The organism is Sphingomonas sp. PEI4 (genome assembly GCF_056679955.1).
This window is the reverse complement of the sequence record NZ_JBWXPI010000002.1, coordinates 286,547-304,893: the sequence shown is the minus strand read 5'-3', so window position 1 is coordinate 304,893 and position 18,347 is coordinate 286,547. Positions and strand designations below refer to the sequence as shown.

The window sequence follows — 18,347 nt, the reverse complement described above, 5'->3', positions numbered from 1 at the left end:
CGATAGTCTAGTCTAGGTTCTTCGTCAGCAGGTCACTGTAATGAACTGGATTACGCCGGGAATGCATACCGCGTCTCCCTCGTCTTGAAGTGATTTCGTCCGCCTTCCAGCAATTTGACCGTCTGCGCCCGAATAGCCTCTTCCGACCCTACGTCTTCGAGCGAGCCAGCGGAGTACGAGATGATGGGATGACGGGCGCCTTCGGGGCGCTCGGCGCGCCACACACGGGTAGATGAATCGGAAGCAGCTTCTAGGCGTCCACCGACGGGACATGCGGCCGCGACGACGTTCCGGTCACGGTGACCGCGGACGCGGCGGCGTCGACCCTCGATATGGCCGCTAGGCAGATCGCCAAGCTTCGGGCCTCGGCGGCGTCGGCATCGATACGCCGCAACATCGTCACGAACGCATCCGGCTCAGGCTGCCCAAGCGCCAGCCGGTAGAGGAGGAGGTCTTTCAGCATCCGCTCCTTGCGGACGGATCGCAGGCTGAACTTCCAATCGAAGCTGATGCTCTCGGGTCTACCGTTCGCAGGCAGCCACCAGCGTTCCAGCCCGGTCCCGCCGGCGGGCTGCTCGCGGGCGATCCTCAAAATGCCCAGGAACGGGCTCGTACGTTTGGCCTCTGCCAGGGCTTGGCGGCCGTGGGCGCTGGCGAGAGATTGACGCACCGCGAGACTGCCGTAGCGCGCGATCCGGCCCTCGCGCTGCTCGAAGTCGACGGGGTCCGAGGGAAGGTCCCAGTGGACCAGCCTGCGGCACCAGAGGTGGAAGTCCAGTCCCTCCTGCCCGACCGAGGTGGTGCATAGGATGTGCGGCCAGAAGGGCGAGTTGAAGGCTTGGCGAAGACCATCGCTTCGCAGCTTGCCTCCCTTTCCCTTTGAGGTCCGGCGCTGCTCACCTCCGGAGAACGGCACGACCGCCTGCACAGGTATGCGCGCATCTGCCTTGCCACGGCGCAGGCGCACAAGGCCCGGACGATCCATCAAGCTGGCTGACAGCCGGTCGATGATCTGTAAACCCTTCGCATCGCCGAGCTGGCCAAGGATCCCCATCTGCTCGTCGAGCACAGCCTCGAAGCCGCCCTTGAGCATCGCGTCGCAAAGCGCGTCGGGATAGCGCTTTCGGTCTGAGGCTGACAGGATCGTGTCCGCGAAGGTGCGGTGTCCGAGGTAGCTGCGAAGCCGACCCCAGGCGAAAGCGAATACCGCTCTTGCCTCCTTGGCAGTATCAAAAGGTACGCTGTGTCGCCGAGCGCACCGTGCGACGATCGCGCCAGGCGAGGAGATGAGGAGATCGGCGAGCGCCGACAGCTCGCCCGGGGAAATGCTCGTTGTGGCTTCTATGTCATCCCAGGCAAGGCCGCCGCGCCCGGTGTTCGCGATTAGGACGGCGCTCTTCATGCGGTTGAAGCCTTGGCGAGAGAGGTGTCTCTCGAGAGCGCAGGCGACCAGCCAGGTCGCGCGTTTCCCCTTCCCGGTCAGGGTTATCCGTTTTTCGTCGAGGAATTGCCGCAGGTCGTCTCGCGCCTTGGTGCGCACTGCCCGGATCGAGCCTCCGCCCGTCTTGGTGGGCTCGATCGCGTGCGACAGTGTCGGCCACTGCATGAACAGGCCGAGCAGTGGTCCCGCCTCGCCGCCGCCTGGCCTCAGAAGCGGGACGGGTGGCTTGCTCCCAGGCTTGCGCATCCCACCGGTGATCTGGAGCGAGAGCAGCGCGGAGATCGCGGTCGGTGCGGCCTTCCACCGGGAGAACAGCAGCGTCTTTCCTGGCTGGCGCTTCGCGGCGGACCAAGGTCCCTCCAGCCGCCACCAGGGGGCGGTCGGCGGCTGCCATGGCAGGCTGAGCTGCCTGGGATCCCCGGCGATCTCCGCTAGCTTCCTGAGCTGGGGGTGCGCCAGCTGCCCCCGGCCCGATCCTGCCAGCGCGGGTTGCCCGGTCGCGTGGCGCAGCTTTGGCCATAGCGCGTAGCCGTGCAGTGTCTGGGTCGGGTAGGGGATGGAACTCCACATCGCTGGCGTCCAGCCGGCCCATTTCGCGTCCACGGCGCAGGCAGCCTTCGCGAAGTGGCGGAACACCCTGAGGTCATCGGGTTCGACTACGACTGGCGTCGCCGGGCGATCAAACAGATCCTCCTCATGCACGAGCGCGCGCTCGGTCCGCGAAACCACTGGTTGGAGGATGGTCTCGATGCGCTGCTTGGCGGCGCGTAGCGATGTCCTCACCTTTTCTGGGTCCGGTTCGAGGAGGGCGTCGTGGTAGGCACGCATCGCCTCCTCCACCTGCTGCCTCGCTCCCTGATCGTCCGTGAGGAACCCTGCCAGGTCGATCAGCGCCCGGTAGTGCTCGACGGCGTGCAGTTCCTCGCCGTCCAGCCGCCGCAGCCTGTAGGGGGTCGCCGACAACAGGAGGAGGGCTGGGGCCTCGGGGCCCGCGGTGAGCTCGTCCACGAGGAGCCTATGCACCGCGGCCCGCTCGCGCTCGATGTCCTTGCCGCCGACCACGGGCCGGGGAAGGATGAGGTCGGCGTAACGGTGGAACTCGTCCAAGATCACCAGGTCGGGCCTGAACGTCTTTGACCGGAGCGTCGCCAGCGCCAGCGCCGACCGCGCCCGCGCGATGAACTCCGCCAGCCCGGTGTTGTCGCGCTGTAGCCATCCGGTGACCTTGGGTCCGAGCGCTTCGCCATCGCCGCACGCGAAGACGTCGCGGAGCGCGCGGTCGATTCCGACGTGTGTAAAGCCGTCAAGGGCGGCGGAGTCCTCCAGGAGGGGTCTGGCGTCGCGCTCGGCGTCGAGGGCGAGCACCGCCTCCTCGATGTCGGGATAGCGTGCGAGGACGGAACGGATCAGGCAGCGCTCGGCCTTGCGGCCGGTCCGTGGCCCGGGCTTCCAACCGGGTAGGCTCGTCTCGGGCGTGAAGGCGAAGATGCGGTAGCCGTTGCCCTCACTCGGAGGCGAACCCGGGACGAGCGCCAGCCGGTCTCCACCTGGAAGGTAGGCCTTTTCCTCGATGCCCGTCAGCGACACGAACTTCGGCCGGTTCTGCCCGGCGATCTCGAGACTGGGGCAGAGATACATCACGTTGAACCGCTTCGACCTGCCCTTGAGCTGCTCCGCTACGGCGCGTGCGATCACCGTCTTCCCGAGCCCCACCTCGTCGGCGACAAGAAAGCGCCGAGGCCGGTCGCCGGAGAGACGTCGAGCGGCGGCGTCGACCGTGGCGCGCTGGAAGGGGGCGAGTTCGGTCATACTGCTTCCTGTCCGATCGCGAGCGTCACGGCCGCGATGAACGGTCGCACCTCGCCCAGTTCACGCAGCGCCGCCGAGCGCTCGTCGGCCTCGGGGAGGCTCCCGAACGTCTCCTCGAACGTGTCGAGCATGGCGGTCACGCCCTTGAGCCGTGCCTCGAACCTGAGCGGGTCGCGCGCCCAGCTCGCGAGCATGTTTTCCAGCGCGAAATGCTCGAACTGCGAGATGGGGAGGGATGCGCCCTTCCTACGATCTGCGGCGTCGTCCGTCCAACGCTCGCCTCCGGTGGCGTCGTAGCCGTCTAGAAGGGAACGGAGCCACGCCCTGAACCGAGAAACGCCCACGTATCGCGCGAGCAGGGCGCGGTCGCGACGCTCCTTGTCGAGACCCGGTAGCTCCACCTGCTGCACCCAGCTGCGCTGCACCGCCGGGTCGCTTACGCTGGAGGCCATCAGGATCACGAGCGAACTCTGTTCCTCGAGCGGAGGCGGACGCTCCAGCAGCACGACCTCGGATGCTCCGGGGGGCCACGGCACCTGCCGTTCGCTCGCGCTGAACGACGCGGCCGACACGGTGGCGGTGGCGAGCAGATCGTCGATCCCCCCGTCGATCGAGAGACGCAGGCCGGCACCGTCGAGCCGGAGCGCCATGGGTCGCTCGAGCAGCGCGTAGATGGCGTGGTCGAGCTCCCGCTCGATCTGCAGACGCGTCTGGCGCTCCTCGTCCGGCTGCTCCGCCGAGAGTTGGACCCCTTGGTCAATGAAGCCCGCGAGCGGCCCGGATACTGCGGGATCGGAAATGTCCAGGAGCGCGACCGCTTCCGCGTTGGGTCCTCGAAGGCCGCGTCGCGTGAGGTTCGCGCTGCCCAGCATCATCTCCGCCTTCTGTCCGCGCGTCGTCATCAGCAGCTTGGCGTGCACCCCGATGGTGGGTCGGTCGGAGAAGTCTCCGGCAGCCTCCTCCTGCTGGTCCTCAACCCGGACCTCGGCCTCAGGATCGGGCGCGGCGGCCGTGCGGTACTCGACCCGCCCCAACGGCCCACAGCTCGACATTGCCTCCCGTGTCGTCATCAATGTCATGGGCCCACTGATCACCCCGAGGATGGCACCGACCCCGGTCCTGTCGATGAACGGGCTCAGCGCGCGAATGCTCTCGGGGCGACGGTTCTCCCACTCGTCGAGGAACGACTTATCCTCTCCTGGTCTGCGCCATAGCAGCCGGCGCACCGTCACGCCGGATGGCGCGGACCACTTGGCCTCCCGCAACTCGGCGAGCTCTCCCTCCTGCAGGCTGCCTGCAAGCAGTTCGGCGGCTAGGTCGTGGACGTCGGCGATTTGCCTGGTCCCGCGGCCGGTGCCCGATACGAGGAGCAGACCCGCTTCGAGATCGGTCGAGCCCGTGAGGTTCCGGCTCCCGATCCAGAACCGCCACTCAGGGCCACCATCGCCCTTGTACCGCGCGAGCATGATCTTGGGATGCCAGCTCGCCGACCGTTCGTCGGTGGCCACGCCGTGGAGCATGGTGTCTAGGAGCGGGAGGATCGAGCGGTGCGCGCGAGGCGCGGATATGCGTCCGAGCTGGTGCATGACGACGAGCTTGCCACGAACCTGCTCGAACGCCTTGACCAAGCTGAGCGGCGAGCTTGCGAAGTCGGCCTCGTCGTCTCCGCCGAGTGCCAGCACCAGCCCCAGCAGCGCGACCATGTCCAGCGAATAGGTGGCGATGACCGCGCGGGTTAGCATCTGTCCCTTGCGTGGTCGCATCGCGGCGAACACGGACGCCCCGTCGCCCGGCTCGAAGCTCATGCGACCTCCAGGACGCTGGCGACCAGATGGGTCACCGTGGGCCACCTGTAGTCTAGGGGCTCGGCGACCCCCTTACTCCAGTCCACCCGCCGCCTCTCATTGGAAAGATATGCACGACCGCCCTTCAGCTCATGCTCCCGCCGGACGATCGTGTCCTCGAGCGCCGCGAGCCTGTCGCCATCAGTGGTCCAGGCCTTGATCCGCTCGATGAACGCGGCGAGCCTGTGGTCCATCCCGGTCTCGGCCCTCAGCGCCTCGACGTCGAGTTCGAGCGTGGCTTGGCGATGGTCCTCGACGAGCTTCGGCAGTGCGTCGCGGTGTCGGGCGTCATCGCGTCCGAGGTCCTGGTTGCGGCGGGCCTCAATCAGCGCGGCGTGTGCGGCACGCGCGATGCACGCCATAGAGGCGGCGCGTCGTGCGATGTCGAGGGAGACGCGTTCACGCTCGCTGGCGACGCGCCGGACCTCCCGGGACCAAAGCGGTCCGGTATGGATGCCGGCATCGGCTACCTTGCTCATGAGCGGCTGCGTTCCGCCGTGACCGGCCGTTCGCCAGCGTGCCTGCAGGAACCTGGCCTCAGCTGGCCTCAGGTCAAAGTCCAGCGGTCCGGTCTTGCGGGTCCAGTCGGCGGGGCGCTTTGGAATTCCCTCGAAGATGTCGATCGCCGCCGCCTTCCCGTTGTCCGTCTCCGCCCGCGTGACGAGCCGCGGCCAGGCGTTCCGCAGTTCCGCCTCCGATGGCGGCTCGCCGGTGATCGGCGACCGGACCAGCCCCCAGGAGCGGAGCGCGGTCCAGTAAATGGTGCTCGCGCGCACGGCGGGAAGCGTTCCGGCCTCGTACTTCATCCAACCCGATATCCCGGAGTTCTGAAGCTGGGGAGCCGTGTCAATGAGGCGGCGCGAGTACCGGCGCTCGATCTCGCGCAGATGCTCCTCGCTGAAGCGGGCTCCCGGATCGGCCTCCAGAAGCTCCTGGTAGGCCCAGGCGACGAAGAGGACGTAGCGGAGCTGGGCGTGCTGGACGGAGGTGCCTGGGAAGAAGCGGTCGGCGAACGCGAAGTGGATCGGCGCGAAGCCGAGTTCGTCGCGCGTACCGTCTGAAGCGAGCTTCGCGAGGTGCCGCGACGCCGCGGCGCGGTCTGCTTCGGAGAGCATGAACCAGCCGATCGCTGGATTCGTGGCGTCGACGTTCATTGTCCCATCGCTCGGCGCCGGGCAGATGCGATGAACGGGCGCGTGGTACGTCCGGCGCGCCAACGGAGCAGTCCTGGCATTGCGAGAATGGTCCCAAGGGCCACGAAGGGCACCACCCAGCGGCAGGAGCAGACAAGTCGCAGGAGAAACAGACCTTGGTCGCGCAGCTTGTCCAATACGTTCCCGCCCTGGCGTTCTTCGATTGCGAGGCACCCCCGCGGTCGCCTGAGCTTAACTATTAAGCCTCGAAGACCAAGCCATTAGATGAACATGAGTCAGATTTCGATGCTTACGGAAGCGCGATCGAGCCGCTATTTGCGAGTGACATGCTGCTCAGGTACTGCTCGGTGCGCAACCCGCACCGTGGACAGACACAGCCCAGTCCGCGACCTAGCTTAAATGAGGGTGAAAGTGCTGAGCCGGTGGTGCCGTTGATCCCGACTCCCCCGCCATCTAAGTTCGCAATCGATGAGCTGCAATGGATGCAAATTATGAAGCGGCAGACCTACATAGCGCACGGCCGCCTCGTCTCTCGTGAGATCCGGCTCGATGCCGCCCGCAACCAGCGCCACGGCGTACAAGTGTTGGCCTTTGAACAGTTGGCGGCGCGGCTCGCTGGCGGCTTCGCGCAAGCAATCGACACTGAAGCGCTGCGCGATGCGATCCAGCAGGCTCTACCCGAGACAGACTTGGGCGAATTGGACGACATCAAGCTTCTACCAGGGATGGTAGGCGCTGCGGCAGACACTCTGCACAAGGTCTGGCGTACCGGCATCGATCTCTCGGGGAGGGCGGACAATCATCCACGGCTGGCCGCTATGGCGACGCTCGAGCAAGCCGTCATTGGGCATCTGCCATCATCAATGCTGCGACCGGGCGATCTTGCCTGCAGAGCTATGGCGCGGCTCCGCCATGCGCCAGCGCTCTTTGGCGATATCGAAATCGTTGGCATCAGCGAGCTTTCGCCCTGCTGGCGCGATCTGCTGCTTGCGCTGGCAGACACCATGCCCGTGCGCTGGTACGCCGGTCCGCGCTCTGTACCAAAATGGCTAAAAGGCTCCGCAGTCCAGATCATCCGCTCTGAACCTACCACACCGAAGGTGGAGGCAATGAGTGCTGCCAGCGGTTATCATGAGGCGACCGAGGCGCTGCGCTGGGCGCGTGAGCTGATCGCCAGCGGGATCGCTAAACCGTCGGAGATCGCGATCGCGGCTGCCGCCCCGGCGGCCTATGACGACGAGTTCATGGCGCTCCGTGCGGACGCCAACATCGATCTTCACTTCGTCCACAGCGTTCGCGTGGTGACCACCCGGGATGGTCAAACCGCGGCGGCGCTAGCCGACTTATTGGTGCGCGGGATCTCACAAGGCCGTCTTCGCCGGCTTGCCACGCTGCTGTCTGGCTCAGGAGCGTTCCAAGCGCTACCGGATGGCTGGCAACGTGTACTGCCGCCCGATGCGCCATTGTCGTCTGCCGACGCATGGGAGCGCCTTCTGATTGGTCTAGCTGCCGATCGTTGGCCCGATGGCATCGATCATACGGGCCAGCTACGCACGATCGTCGAAAAACTCAGCGGCGGGCCCCGCGATGCCGAGGAGGTTGGCCGAGCGTTCCTGTCGGGTGGTTCGCTGCGTATCTGGAGAAAGGCCCTGCTCGCGGGCAGTGCGGCGGCAATCGACGTGACCATCGACGGTTTGCGCCAGGAAGATGCTTGTGAAGCTTGCGTGTCCGTCGCGTGGATGCCGGCGTCGGCGCTGGCCGCGTCGCCCCGCAAGTTTGTGCGCCTGCTCGGCCTGACCTCTACAGGTTGGCCGCGACGGATCTCCGAGGACCGGTTGCTGTCCGACCATATCGTGCCCGTCGCGGAGCTCGATCCGCTGCCCGTCACTGCAGCCGATCGCCGCGACTTCGAGACGATCCTGCGTACGACGACCGGGCAAGTCGTTTTGTCACGCGCGCGGCGTGACAACGAAGGGCGGCTGCTCGGCAAAAGCCCGCTGCTGCGTGGGCATCCCGAACCTCGTTATGTCCGCCGCAATCGGCGACCGGCACATGCGATGAGCGAGACCGATCGCCTGCTGGCGCGTCCCGCCGACTTTGGTACCAGCGATCAGGCACGCTCGGCTGTTGCGTGCTGGAGCAACTGGCAGCGGGCCGCTGTCACGCCTCATGACGGGATGGTTCGTGCCGATCATCCTGCGCTCCTGGCGGCACTGGAGCGGGTGCAGTCTGCAAGTTCGCTCGCCAAACTGCTGCGCAATCCGCTCGGTTTTACCTGGAGCTATGCTCTCGGCATCAGGGCCCCGGAGAGCGCCGAGGAGGCTTTGGTCCTGGATGCGCGCCAGAGCGGCATTCTGCTCCATGAGACACTCGATCATGCGGTGCGGCTGCTGGAAGGACAGGGAAGCCTCGCCAGCGCACGATCGGATCAACTCACTGCCGCAATTGAGCAGGCATCTGGGATTGTCGCCGAGCAATGGCAGGCCGAGCAGGCGGTGCCGCCTCTCGTCGTCTGGCGACGCACGATCAAGGAGGCTCGCCAGACCGCGCTGAACGCTCTCCAGCATCCCGAAGCGGCTCTCGACGGTCAGAAATCTTACACCGAAGTTCCCTTCGGCGGACAGGAGGCTAAGTACGATGGAGCCTTACCCTGGGACCCTGCCACGCCGGTGAAGATTGCCGACACAGGCTTCCAGATCTGGGGTTACATCGATCGGCTAGATCTGTCCGGAGATGGCGCACAGGCGAGGGTGCTGGACTACAAGGGCGGCAGGCTACCATCAAAGCCAGTGACCCTGCAGGGCGGGAAGGAGCTGCAGCGCTGCCTCTACGCCTATGCGGTGAAGGCGCTGCTGGGCGAAGGCGTCGAGATTGACGCGGCGCTTCTCTATCCGCGCGATACCGAGGCCCGCCATCTCGAAGAGCCGGGCGTAGTGCTGGAAGAGTTGGCTGGACATCTGAGCGCAGCGCGGGCGAGCCTGCTCGCCGGGAGCGCCGTGATTGGTCCCGACAATGGCGGCGACTATGACGATCTGAGCTTCGCGCTGCCGGCCAATGCCGCCAACGGCTATTGTCCGCGCAAATCGGAGCCGGCTCGTGTGGCGCTGGGCGACGCAGCGCTCGTCTGGGAGGCGATCTGATGAACATTGCGACTCCAATCCTCCGCGATGAAGCCGCCCGTCTGATCGCGATGACCGCGCACGATCGCTCTGTACTGGTCGAAGCCGGCGCCGGCTCAGGCAAGACCGCTGTCATGGCCGGAAGGCTCGCGCTGCTGCTCGCAGGCGGCGCTGCACCCAAGGCAATCGCAGCCGTCACCTTCACCGAGCTGGCCGCGAGCGAGCTTCTGGCGCGTGTTCGCGAATTCGTCGATGAGTTACTCGACGGGCATGTTCCACGCGAGCTTCGGATCGCGCTGCCAAGCGGCCTATCGGACCCGCAGCGGGCGAACCTCGACCAAGCCGCCTCCGCGATCGACGAGATCACCTGCTCGACGATCCACGGCTTCTGTCAGCGGCTTATCAAGCCCTATCCGGTAGAGGCCGACATTGATCCCGGCGCTTCCCTGATGGATCCGGCGCAAGCCGACCTCGTGTTTGGCGATGCCGTCGATCGGTGGCTACGCGACATTCTCAACTCCGGCGAAGAGAGCCTCGTGTCCGAGCTTGTCTTCCTCAACCCGACCAAGGCGAGTGAGTTGATTGCAACCGCGGCCGGCGCGCTGCGCGACAATCGCGTGCTTGTGGCGCCCGAGGTCGGCGCACTGGGGCCGTTGGTGACAGCCTATCGTGCAGCGGCGGATGCTTACCGTGCCTTCGTCGTCGAGACGGCAGCGCGGGAGCCCGAGAGCATCGCTGCCGCGTCTGCCTTTGGAGAGATGGGCGAAGCGGTCGCGGTTGCGGCTGAGAACGAAAGCCCGGGGACACTCGTCCGTCTGCTTTCCTCGGTGCCGCACCCATCGCTGTGCACTGCCAAGGGCACGTTCAGCGTCTACAAGAAGAAGGGCAAATGGGAGGCGGCGGCAAAGGCTGCCGGTCTCTCCAAGGCGGACGGCGGCCTGCTCAACGGCCAAGCGGAAGAATTCCATCTCGCCTGTTGCCAGGGTTGGACCGCTGTACTGCAAGCTGTGTCAGGGCGCGTGCTGGCCGACCTGATGCGTGCGATCCAGCCGATCGTCGACAACTTCCGCGATTATAAGCGCTCGGCAGCGCTGCTCGATTTCGATGATCTGATCTTCGCGGCGCGCGATCTGCTGCGCGATCATCCGGCGGTGCGCGAAGCGCTGGCAAAGCGCTACGCGCATGTCTTGGTGGACGAGTTTCAGGACACCGATCCGCTCCAGACCGAGATCTTCTGGCGGCTCTGCGGTGATCCGGTCGATGGCGCTGATCTGCAGGACTGGGCTAACTACCGGATCAGGCCGGGAGCGCTGTTTCTCGTCGGCGACCCGAAACAAGCAATCTACCGATTCCGCGGTGCAGACGTTGCCGCCTACATCCGCGCTCGCGAAGCGATCCGGGCGCAGAGCCCCAATGACCTGCTGTCGATCTCGACCAATTTCCGCTCGTGCGCCGCGATCCTCGCTTATGTAAACGAGCGCTTTGCACCGCATATGTCGGTCGAACTGGGGCAGCCGGGGTTCACAGCGCTCGACAGTTTCCACCCCGATCATGGCGAGGGGCTGTGCGTTGCAGCACTTGCCGTTCCTTGCGCGGGCGAGGACGGCAAGGCCAAGGCGAGTGCGCAGCGCGATTGCGAAGCAGAGGCAGTGGCCGAGATGTGCTGCCGGTTGATCGGCAGCCAGATCATTGTCGATCGCAAGACCGACACGCGTCGGCCTTGCCGGCCAGGCGACATTGCCCTGCTGGCGCCGGGCGGCACCGAATTGTGGCGCTACGAGGAGGCGCTTGAGAAGCGCGGCGTACCGGTCGCAACGCAGGCAGGAAAGGGCTTTTATCGTCGCCAGGAGGTACAGGACCTTATCGCGATCACGCGCGTGCTGGCCGACAGTCGCGATACTCTTGCTTTGATCGCGCTGCTCCGTGGACCGTTGGTCGGGCTGACCGAGGAGCAACTGCTCGACCTCGTCTGGAGCCAGCCTCGCGATCCAGAGCGACCTGATGCTAGGCCGCGGCTCACCATGCACCTCGATCCGGGAGCGATCGAGAATAGCCACGCCCGCGATATAGTCGAAAAGCTTCAGTCGCTGCGCCGAGGGATCAATGGCACCACGCCGCACCAAATGCTTGCAGAGGCGATCGATGTGTTGCGCGTCCGGCCTATCCTCCTTCAACGGCATGGCGGGCAGGCGGAGCGTCCGCTCGCCAATGTCGATCTTTATCTGAGCCTCGCCCAACCTTATGGCGTGCGCGGGCTGAAGGCATTCGCAGATGCAATGACCGCAGCCTGGGAGGGCAAGACACGGTCGGCAGAGGGGCGCCCCGACGCCCAGGAGGAAGCGGTGTCGCTGGTGACCATGCACGCCTCTAAGGGGCTTGAATGGCCGATCGTCGTTCCGATCAACACGATGACGGCCGGAAACGACGTGCGCGACCCAATCATCAACAGCGATACGAAGACAATCTTCCTGCCTATCCTCGGCGTCGCGCCTGCCGGCTATGAGGATGCGAAGGCAGCAGAAGTCGCCGAGCGTGAGCGTGAGCGGCTGCGGCTCTGGTATGTGGCGGCGACTCGCGCCCGCGAGCTACTCGTCCTGCCAAAGCTAGACGTGGCCGCCTCAAAGAGCAGCTGGAACGCGCTGATGGACTTCGATCTCGATGGCCTTCCGCTGATCGACATCGAGCAGCATCCGGCGGGGTTCGAGACGATCGACGGCGATCCGGAGAATGGGCAGACGCGCGAGGTCTTCGCAAATGAGGCGGCGGCCGTCGTGGCGGCGACCACTAGGCTACGCTGGGTTGCTCCAAGCAGGGACGAGGATTCGACTGGTCCGCTGGTTGTCGCATCCGAGCCGCAGATCGTAGTTGCCGGCGATGACGAACCACCAGCGGACGAGCAGGTCGTCGTTCAGGGTGGCCGTGAGCGCGGTCTCGTCATTCACAAGCTGTTCGAGGAGGTACTGAGCGGCGAGACGGCAGACGACGTCACAGCGCTCGTCGGACGAGCTGCGGACCTGATCCGTGACTTGGGCCGTGAGCCCGGAACTGACCCAGCCAAAAGCCTATCGCCGGACGAGATGGGCAAGGCGGTCGCGAAGACGCTGGCATTGCCCCAGATCGCCGCAATCCGGGGGAGACTTCTGCCCGAGCTGCCGGTCTATGGGCTGGGCCAGGAAGATGGCGTCGAACTTGCCACTTTTGGCATCGTCGATGCGCTTTGCATTGGCGAAGATGGCAAGCCCGAGCTGGTGATCGACTGGAAGAGTGATGTTAACCCGAGTGCTGCAGCTTCGGAGCATTACCGGTCGCAAGTCCGGAGCTACCTTAAAGTGACAGGTGTTCCAAAAGGCATGGTCGTGTTCGTTACCAGCGGGAGCATCTTGGCCGTCTGCTGAGCCAGGCTAAATCGTACTCGCTCTCTGCTCAACCGCCTACATCTGGCAAGGGGAATCTGGCGGGCGATAGCCTGAGCTTGAAAGGCGTCCAAGGCGGGGTACCGCCGTAGGAACGAATCATAGGATGTCAGGCTTACACATCGGCTGTCGTGAAACCGGGAGTTACGACATATCGAGGTAGTTAATCGACGGGTGCCGTCGTTTGGGCCGAAAAAGCTAGAAAAGAGCTTGGTCCTCTTAAGGTACACCAAAGAACCTGAATATCAGGCCTCAGACGTTCCCGGGGATAGTAGTCTACTCACGTAGAGCGCTTTCAGACCGAATCTATCCTAACGTTGAGGTCGTTTACCAAAGCGCGCGCTCATCCACGTCAGACAGCTTCAACGCCATTGACGTCCTTCTCCTCCGTTCCGCTGCGTCGCCGCCGGGGAGCGTCCTTGTGGCGACAAAGCTATCTTCTCCAAAATGTCGCTGATTATGTAGCCTGTGCAGAGCGTCCAGTCGAGCTGTCAACGGAACGGGCATTTTGGCGAGGCAATGCTACTCCACGCAAGAGTCTACCCCCGCGAAAAAATCATAAACACTTGCATATATGCACATGCATATGAAGAGTGGCATGCTACATGGATTGCAGTTAGCGGGAGTGATTCTTGATGGATATTTCACCACAGGCTGTCGGATCCATAATCGGGCGGCTACGAAGTGGCATAGGAGCCACTCAGGCAGCATTGGCGGCTCAGGCAGGCATTGATCAAAGCCGCGTCTCGCGGATCGAGAAGGGCGAGCCGGCTCCCGATTTAGAGGTCGAGAAGGTGCTCGATGCACTTGTAGCTCTCGGTTCGCCCGATGCTGCTGACTTGAAGGAGTTCAACAAACGGCAGTGGGAGCACATCGCACCCCCGAGCTTCTTCAATCCGGAACGTGCTTGTCTTGAGATTGCGGACGAGAGCCTTGGCACCATCGCCGCCTTCCTTGCCGACGAAAGCCGTCCTTGGCCGCTTCGCCGTCAGATCGAACGGCATCGTGAAACCCTCTTGAAGGGGGCGAATTATTTGCTGCGGTTAAACCACAGCGTTGCGTTCATCGGGGACATTGGGGTCGGCAAGTCAACTGGCCTGAGCTTTCTGTTCGATCTCCTGGTGCCGGCCAACCTGGCGCCAAAACCGATCGATCGACCGGTGCTGGAAACCGGGGCCGGCGGCACCACGATCTGCGAAGTGCACGTCAAACCCGGGCCCGAATTCGGCCTGTCCATCCTTCCAATGAGCAATGCCGAGCTTCGCGCCAAGGTATCGGATTTCTGCACCGGTCGCTGGTTCGCACTACGGGGGGAGAAAAAGGAAGGGACCGAATCGATCAACGTTAGCCGCGAGGTCGAGCGCGCGATCCGGAACATGTCTGGTCTGGTCCGACGCACTAACACCGAAAACGGGAAACGCATTACGATGGATCCGGTGGTGGACCTAGTCGTGTCCTGTGTGAGCGAGGAGGAGTTCCGCACTCGGGTCTTGGAAAGCATGAGGCTTCCGGAACGTACCCGGCGCGAGCTGTGGTACGACAGCGCCACGCGGCAGAACCCAATGGAATGGGTGACGAAGGTCTTCAAGGAGGTCAACAACGGGCGGCTGCAGGATGTCTCGATGCCTGCCAGCATCGACCTGATCATACCCGAGTTCGGAAAGAACTTTGGTGAGCTCGAGATCAATGTCATCGATACAAAGGGCATCGACGACGTCGCGGTTCGCGAGGATCTCGATCTTCGGCTGAAGGACCCGCGCACTGCGGTCGTATTCTGCTCACGCTTCAATGATGCACCGGGTGTAACGAGCCGAGCACTTCTCCAGCACATGCGGCAGACGTATTCCGAGCCCGTCAACACCGGGAAGGTCTCGATCCTGGCGCTGCCTCGTGCGGATGAAGCGCGCGCGATGAAGGACGATTCCGGCGAACTCGCGATGGACGATGCTGAGGGGTACGCCTTCAAGCAGATGCAAGTCGAAAACGAGCTCGCGGCTGACGACCTGGCAGGGGTCCCCATGATGTTCTTCAACGTCCAGTCTGACGAGCCAGCTGAAGCGAGGGACCACTTATTCCGACAGCTGAGTCGGATGCGCGCAACGGTCGAGGCGAGATTGTTCGACTTGTGCGCCGCGGCTGACGACGTGATGAAGAACCATGAGCAGCAGGCTCTTCTCGCGGCGATGGAGGAAGTAGCCGAAAAGCTAAACACCTTTCTTTCAACCCATGACGAGCTCGGTGCCCGTGAGCGCCACGCCTATATCGAGGCACTTAGAACGGTTGCGGACGTTAGATACGCTTCGACGCTCTGGGCTGCGACGCGGCGAAATGGGGACTATGGAGGGCTGAACGTGGTTCATCATCTTGGCGTTGGCGCAGCTCGCGACGCTAACCTACGAAGCGCCCGCTGGTTTAACTCGTTGAAGGACTATCTGGCCGTCCTCAAGAACGACTCCGATTTGCTGTTGGCATCTAGGACAATCGATCAGCTGGAAAAAAGCGCTGCATCTACAAGGACCGCCTTCTTAGAGGCGGTGCAGAGAGCCGGCGCCGAAGTCTACCGCGAGCCGTTGGCAAAAGCGCCGGTTTGGACGAAGTGCGCGGCGCACTGGGGTGCAGGGCCAGGGTTTAAATCGCGCGTGATCAAGGATCTCACCGATTGGTTCGAAGAACGCATCGACCTAAAGTCGCGCCTTGAGGAAATCACCGCAACATTATGGGAGCAGCTCGTGCTCGCCCCACTGCGGCGATTGGTCGTAGAGAACGCGCCGGAGGTGTCGACGTCGAGCAACGTCATCGCGTTTCCATCCAGGGCAGCCTAACGGAAAAGGGTGCCCCCTCCGGGGGCACTTTCGTGGCTCCGGCCTCTCGTACAATTGACGCTTCACGGTTGGCCACCGGCGCGAGGTCAACGCGCTGCGCCGCGCGCCCAATCGACGATCGTGCGCTCCGGCATGGCGCTCGCCTGTCGCGCAACCTCCCGGCCCTTGCGGAACAGAATCACTGTCGGGATCGATCGGATATTATAGCGTCCGGCAATCGCCTGTTCCGCCTCGGTGTCGAGCTTACCCAGGCGGATCCATGGCTCGAGTTGTTTAGCCGCAGCTTCGAACGCCGGCGCCATCTGGCGGCATGGGCCGCACCAGGAAGCCCAGAAGTCGACGAGCAGCGGGAGGTCAGATCGTGACGCGTGGGCATCGAAGTTGGCCGCCGTGACGGTGATCGGCCTGGCCGAGAACAAGGCGTTCTTGCATTTGCCACAGGTCCCGCCGGTGCCCAGCTTGTCACGCGGTACGCGGTTCAGGGTGGCGCAGACCGGGCAGGCGACGATCAAGCCACCTGAGGTTTGGGTTGCCATCATTCTTCCTATCGCCGCGGTAGCCGGCCGAAGATTTCACCTACTGCTGCGTGATAGTCAAATCTCCGCTTAGCGAAGGTGCGAACTCAACAGCGCCAAACATATCGATTTCAAACGAACTGTCCTTCTATGGCTGTGGCGCGGCGTCCTTCCGTGCAGGCGGTTCGGCTGCTTGCGCCCTGTTCATGCCCTCCACCTCAGCGGCCGTCCTGAAGTCTACCAGCTCGACTTGAAACACGAGATCAGAGTTGGCAGGGATCGGGCCTGACGCTTGCGACCCATAGCCCATGGTCGCGGGGATACAGAACCGCGCAACGCCCGATTTGGCTAACATCTGCAATCCTTGAGAGAAGCCCTGGATCACGCCGTTGACAGGCAACGGCGACCGTATCCCCTGGTCGAACACCGCCCCAGTCGTCGCCAGATAGCCGATGTAATTCACTAGCGCGACATCACCTTGGGTGGGCTTCGCGCCAGATCCAGGGCGCAGCATCGTATATCCCAGCCCGGAAGGCGTCCGTGCCGAACACAGTCGCTGCTCCGTTGGCACTACCGGATTCAAGGGCAGTGCAATGATGGCATTGCTCGCCGTAACCGGCGCAGGCACCGAGGCGCGCGGCCTCACTTTACGAACCGTTGCCCCGCTGACAGGTAACGGTGCCGCCAGCAACGGCAGGACAACGGCAATAACGAGACGGTGCAAGACACGTGGGAAGGAGCTCATACCCACGGCTATATCCAAGGCGCCAACGGCGCGCCATTGGTTCCATCACATGGGTGTAGCGCATATGCCGACAGCTGCACGAGGGGCGGCCAGGGATCCGGGGCGGCGTTGCGAACATCCGGCCACGGGTTCTAAGTAGGTCCGTTGCATCGCCAAAATCTCTTCCGCGGTGACCAGCTTCAGCTCCAATGACGAACGGCGCCCGTATCGATGTGTACGAATCCATCATGTGGATAATAGCCGACTCCTCCACCGCGCATCGAAAGCGCTGCATCTCGGAGGCGGTTCAGCGGTACGCCGGGGATTGCGATGTCAGTTGCCTTGCCGAGCATATGCTGGCTGTTGCTCGCGACCCCATGCGAACGAGCGTGGAGAGCCCCGTTCGTCTTCGGGCTCCGGTAACCCGACACCAGTCGGACGTGGTTCTGCGGCGACACATCAAGTTTGTCACGGACGCGCACTAGCAGGTCCAGGAGCGCAGGATCCATGTGCCGGGTAGCCCCGGTACGCCAATCCCGCATGGCGTGGTTGAGTTCAGCAAGTCCCTCCGCACGATAGCGCCCGTTGGCACAGTAGCACGCGTCGTATCGCTCACCACTATGCGCGTTAGTCAGTGCCAGGCGCCGCTCAGGAGTGCGCGCCGAAACGCGCTCCGAAAGTGCGGTCATCACGAGCGCGGCTACTCCACCGCTAACAAGATCGCGACGGGTAAACAGTGAGTTGGCCAAGTGGGTGGGATCCTGTCAGAAAGAACCATTCGCCTTACACCATCACTTGGTGAATGCTTCCTTTACTCACATGCGTTCGTCGTGGTGGTCGAACCTTTTGCCCGATCCAGGTTTGAGTAAACTCCCGTCCGCATAAGCGGGCGGCGCGCCGGTCAGGTTCCGATCAGTCGCGCAGCCGATACGAAAGGACGGCCAAAGTTCGAAAGCTTGATGCAAGCCACGAATGTCGCTTTTTTGGTTTTCGCGGAATGCGGTCCATTGGTTTGGTAAGTCGTGAGCGTCCAACATAAATTAAAGGCTATTTGCGGTTCAAAGCTCGCTTGGCCTCGAAGACGGCATCCGCGGCCTGACCACCAACCCGGTCTACGTCCCGGTCAAACTGGTCGGCGATGCCCGGTGCCGTCAGACCGTCGAGCCCCTTGCGCAGGAGCCGCTGATACTCCTGCCGGGAATCAGCCTTCGCAAATGTCCGGGCCTTGAATTCTGACAGCGCGGCTTCAAACTTGAGCCGATCTTTGGGGCCAAGATCAGCCTTTGCCGCGCGTAGCGTCTGATCAAAGGTCGCAGCGCTGCTCCCGTCGATAACGGTCGGCGCGCTGGCGCCGACGCCGCAGGCAGACGCGAGGAAGCACGCGGATAGCAGGATCAACGGTCGCATATGATTGCTCCTTGAAGGCGAACTATGGTCGTACGGCTTTCAGAGCGTTTCAATCCAGTACGGTTGTCACGAACTGCCTCTTCTCGCGCGGCGGAGACC

Annotated in this window: 10 protein-coding genes; 3 read left to right on the top strand and 7 right to left on the bottom strand. The window is 63.6% G+C overall.

From position 1 onward, the window contains the following. Window positions 1-250 precede the first annotated feature (250 nt). The 3 genes from AC1MLZ_RS20410 to AC1MLZ_RS20400 are packed head-to-tail and all read right to left on the bottom strand — an operon-like array spanning window position 251 to window position 6,248. On the bottom strand, window positions 251-3,250 hold the full coding sequence (locus AC1MLZ_RS20410) for a DEAD/DEAH box helicase family protein (RefSeq protein WP_480961813.1): 3,000 nt from the start codon (window positions 3,248-3,250) through the stop codon (window positions 251-253). Continuing rightward, window positions 3,247-5,055, bottom strand: a complete 1,809-nt coding sequence (locus AC1MLZ_RS20405; RefSeq protein ID WP_480961812.1) for a phospholipase D-like domain-containing protein — start codon at window positions 5,053-5,055, stop codon at window positions 3,247-3,249. The genes AC1MLZ_RS20410 and AC1MLZ_RS20405 overlap by 4 nt, the downstream gene beginning before the upstream one ends. Next, the gene (locus AC1MLZ_RS20400) at window positions 5,052-6,248 is read right to left on the bottom strand and encodes a DUF6361 family protein (RefSeq protein WP_480961811.1); all 1,197 of its coding nucleotides are present in this window, start codon (window positions 6,246-6,248) and stop codon (window positions 5,052-5,054) included. The genes AC1MLZ_RS20405 and AC1MLZ_RS20400 overlap by 4 nt, the downstream gene beginning before the upstream one ends. 482 nt (window positions 6,249-6,730) lie before the next feature. Between AC1MLZ_RS20400 and AC1MLZ_RS20395 the strand changes: the two genes are divergently transcribed. The 3 genes from AC1MLZ_RS20395 (at window position 6,731) to AC1MLZ_RS20385 (ending at window position 15,602) form a co-directional block, all read left to right on the top strand. Beyond that, window positions 6,731-9,388 carry a PD-(D/E)XK nuclease family protein gene (locus AC1MLZ_RS20395; protein WP_480961931.1) on the top strand — a complete coding sequence of 886 codons (2,658 nt, stop codon included), beginning with the start codon at window positions 6,731-6,733 and terminating at the stop codon, window positions 9,386-9,388. After that, a complete protein-coding gene (locus AC1MLZ_RS20390; RefSeq protein ID WP_480961810.1) occupies window positions 9,388-12,762 on the top strand; it encodes a UvrD-helicase domain-containing protein in 3,375 nt (1,124 codons plus the stop codon). Before AC1MLZ_RS20395 ends, AC1MLZ_RS20390 begins: the two co-directional genes overlap by 1 nt. Before the next feature lie 653 nt (window positions 12,763-13,415). Further along, complete coding sequence (locus tag AC1MLZ_RS20385) at window positions 13,416-15,602, top strand: helix-turn-helix domain-containing protein (RefSeq protein WP_480961809.1); 2,187 nt, start codon at window positions 13,416-13,418, stop codon at window positions 15,600-15,602. 86 nt (window positions 15,603-15,688) lie between these two features. Here the strand turns inward: AC1MLZ_RS20385 and trxC are convergent, their stop codons facing one another. The 4 genes from trxC to AC1MLZ_RS20365 form a co-directional block, all read right to left on the bottom strand. Beyond that, a complete protein-coding gene (trxC, locus tag AC1MLZ_RS20380; protein WP_480961808.1) occupies window positions 15,689-16,138 on the bottom strand; it encodes a thioredoxin TrxC in 450 nt (149 codons plus the stop codon). A gap of 127 nt (window positions 16,139-16,265) precedes the next feature. After that, window positions 16,266-16,631 (bottom strand): FKBP-type peptidyl-prolyl cis-trans isomerase, encoded by a 366-nt coding sequence (locus tag AC1MLZ_RS20375; RefSeq protein ID WP_480961807.1) that lies wholly within the window; start codon window positions 16,629-16,631, stop codon window positions 16,266-16,268. A 410-nt stretch (window positions 16,632-17,041) separates the two neighbouring features. Continuing rightward, window positions 17,042-17,590, bottom strand: coding sequence for a peptidoglycan L,D-endopeptidase MepK (mepK, locus tag AC1MLZ_RS20370; RefSeq protein ID WP_480961806.1), 549 nt, complete (start codon window positions 17,588-17,590; stop codon window positions 17,042-17,044). 298 nt (window positions 17,591-17,888) lie between these two features. After that, window positions 17,889-18,248, bottom strand: coding sequence for a hypothetical protein (locus AC1MLZ_RS20365; protein WP_480961805.1), 360 nt, complete (start codon window positions 18,246-18,248; stop codon window positions 17,889-17,891). Window positions 18,249-18,347 lie beyond the last annotated feature (99 nt).

Coding starts and splice junctions, on each gene's coding strand:
- AC1MLZ_RS20410 (WP_480961813.1), bottom strand. CDS start 3,250: ATGACCGAACTCGCCCCCTTCCAGCGCGCCACGGTCGACGCCGCCGCT.
- AC1MLZ_RS20405 (WP_480961812.1), bottom strand. CDS start 5,055: ATGAGCTTCGAGCCGGGCGACGGGGCGTCCGTGTTCGCCGCGATGCGA.
- AC1MLZ_RS20400 (WP_480961811.1), bottom strand. CDS start 6,248: ATGAACGTCGACGCCACGAATCCAGCGATCGGCTGGTTCATGCTCTCC.
- AC1MLZ_RS20395 (WP_480961931.1), top strand. CDS start 6,731: ATGCAAATTATGAAGCGGCAGACCTACATAGCGCACGGCCGCCTCGTC.
- AC1MLZ_RS20390 (WP_480961810.1), top strand. CDS start 9,388: ATGAACATTGCGACTCCAATCCTCCGCGATGAAGCCGCCCGTCTGATC.
- AC1MLZ_RS20385 (WP_480961809.1), top strand. CDS start 13,416: ATGGATATTTCACCACAGGCTGTCGGATCCATAATCGGGCGGCTACGA.
- trxC (WP_480961808.1), bottom strand. CDS start 16,138: ATGGCAACCCAAACCTCAGGTGGCTTGATCGTCGCCTGCCCGGTCTGC.
- AC1MLZ_RS20375 (WP_480961807.1), bottom strand. CDS start 16,631: ATGCTGCGCCCTGGATCTGGCGCGAAGCCCACCCAAGGTGATGTCGCG.
- AC1MLZ_RS20365 (WP_480961805.1), bottom strand. CDS start 18,248: ATGCGACCGTTGATCCTGCTATCCGCGTGCTTCCTCGCGTCTGCCTGC.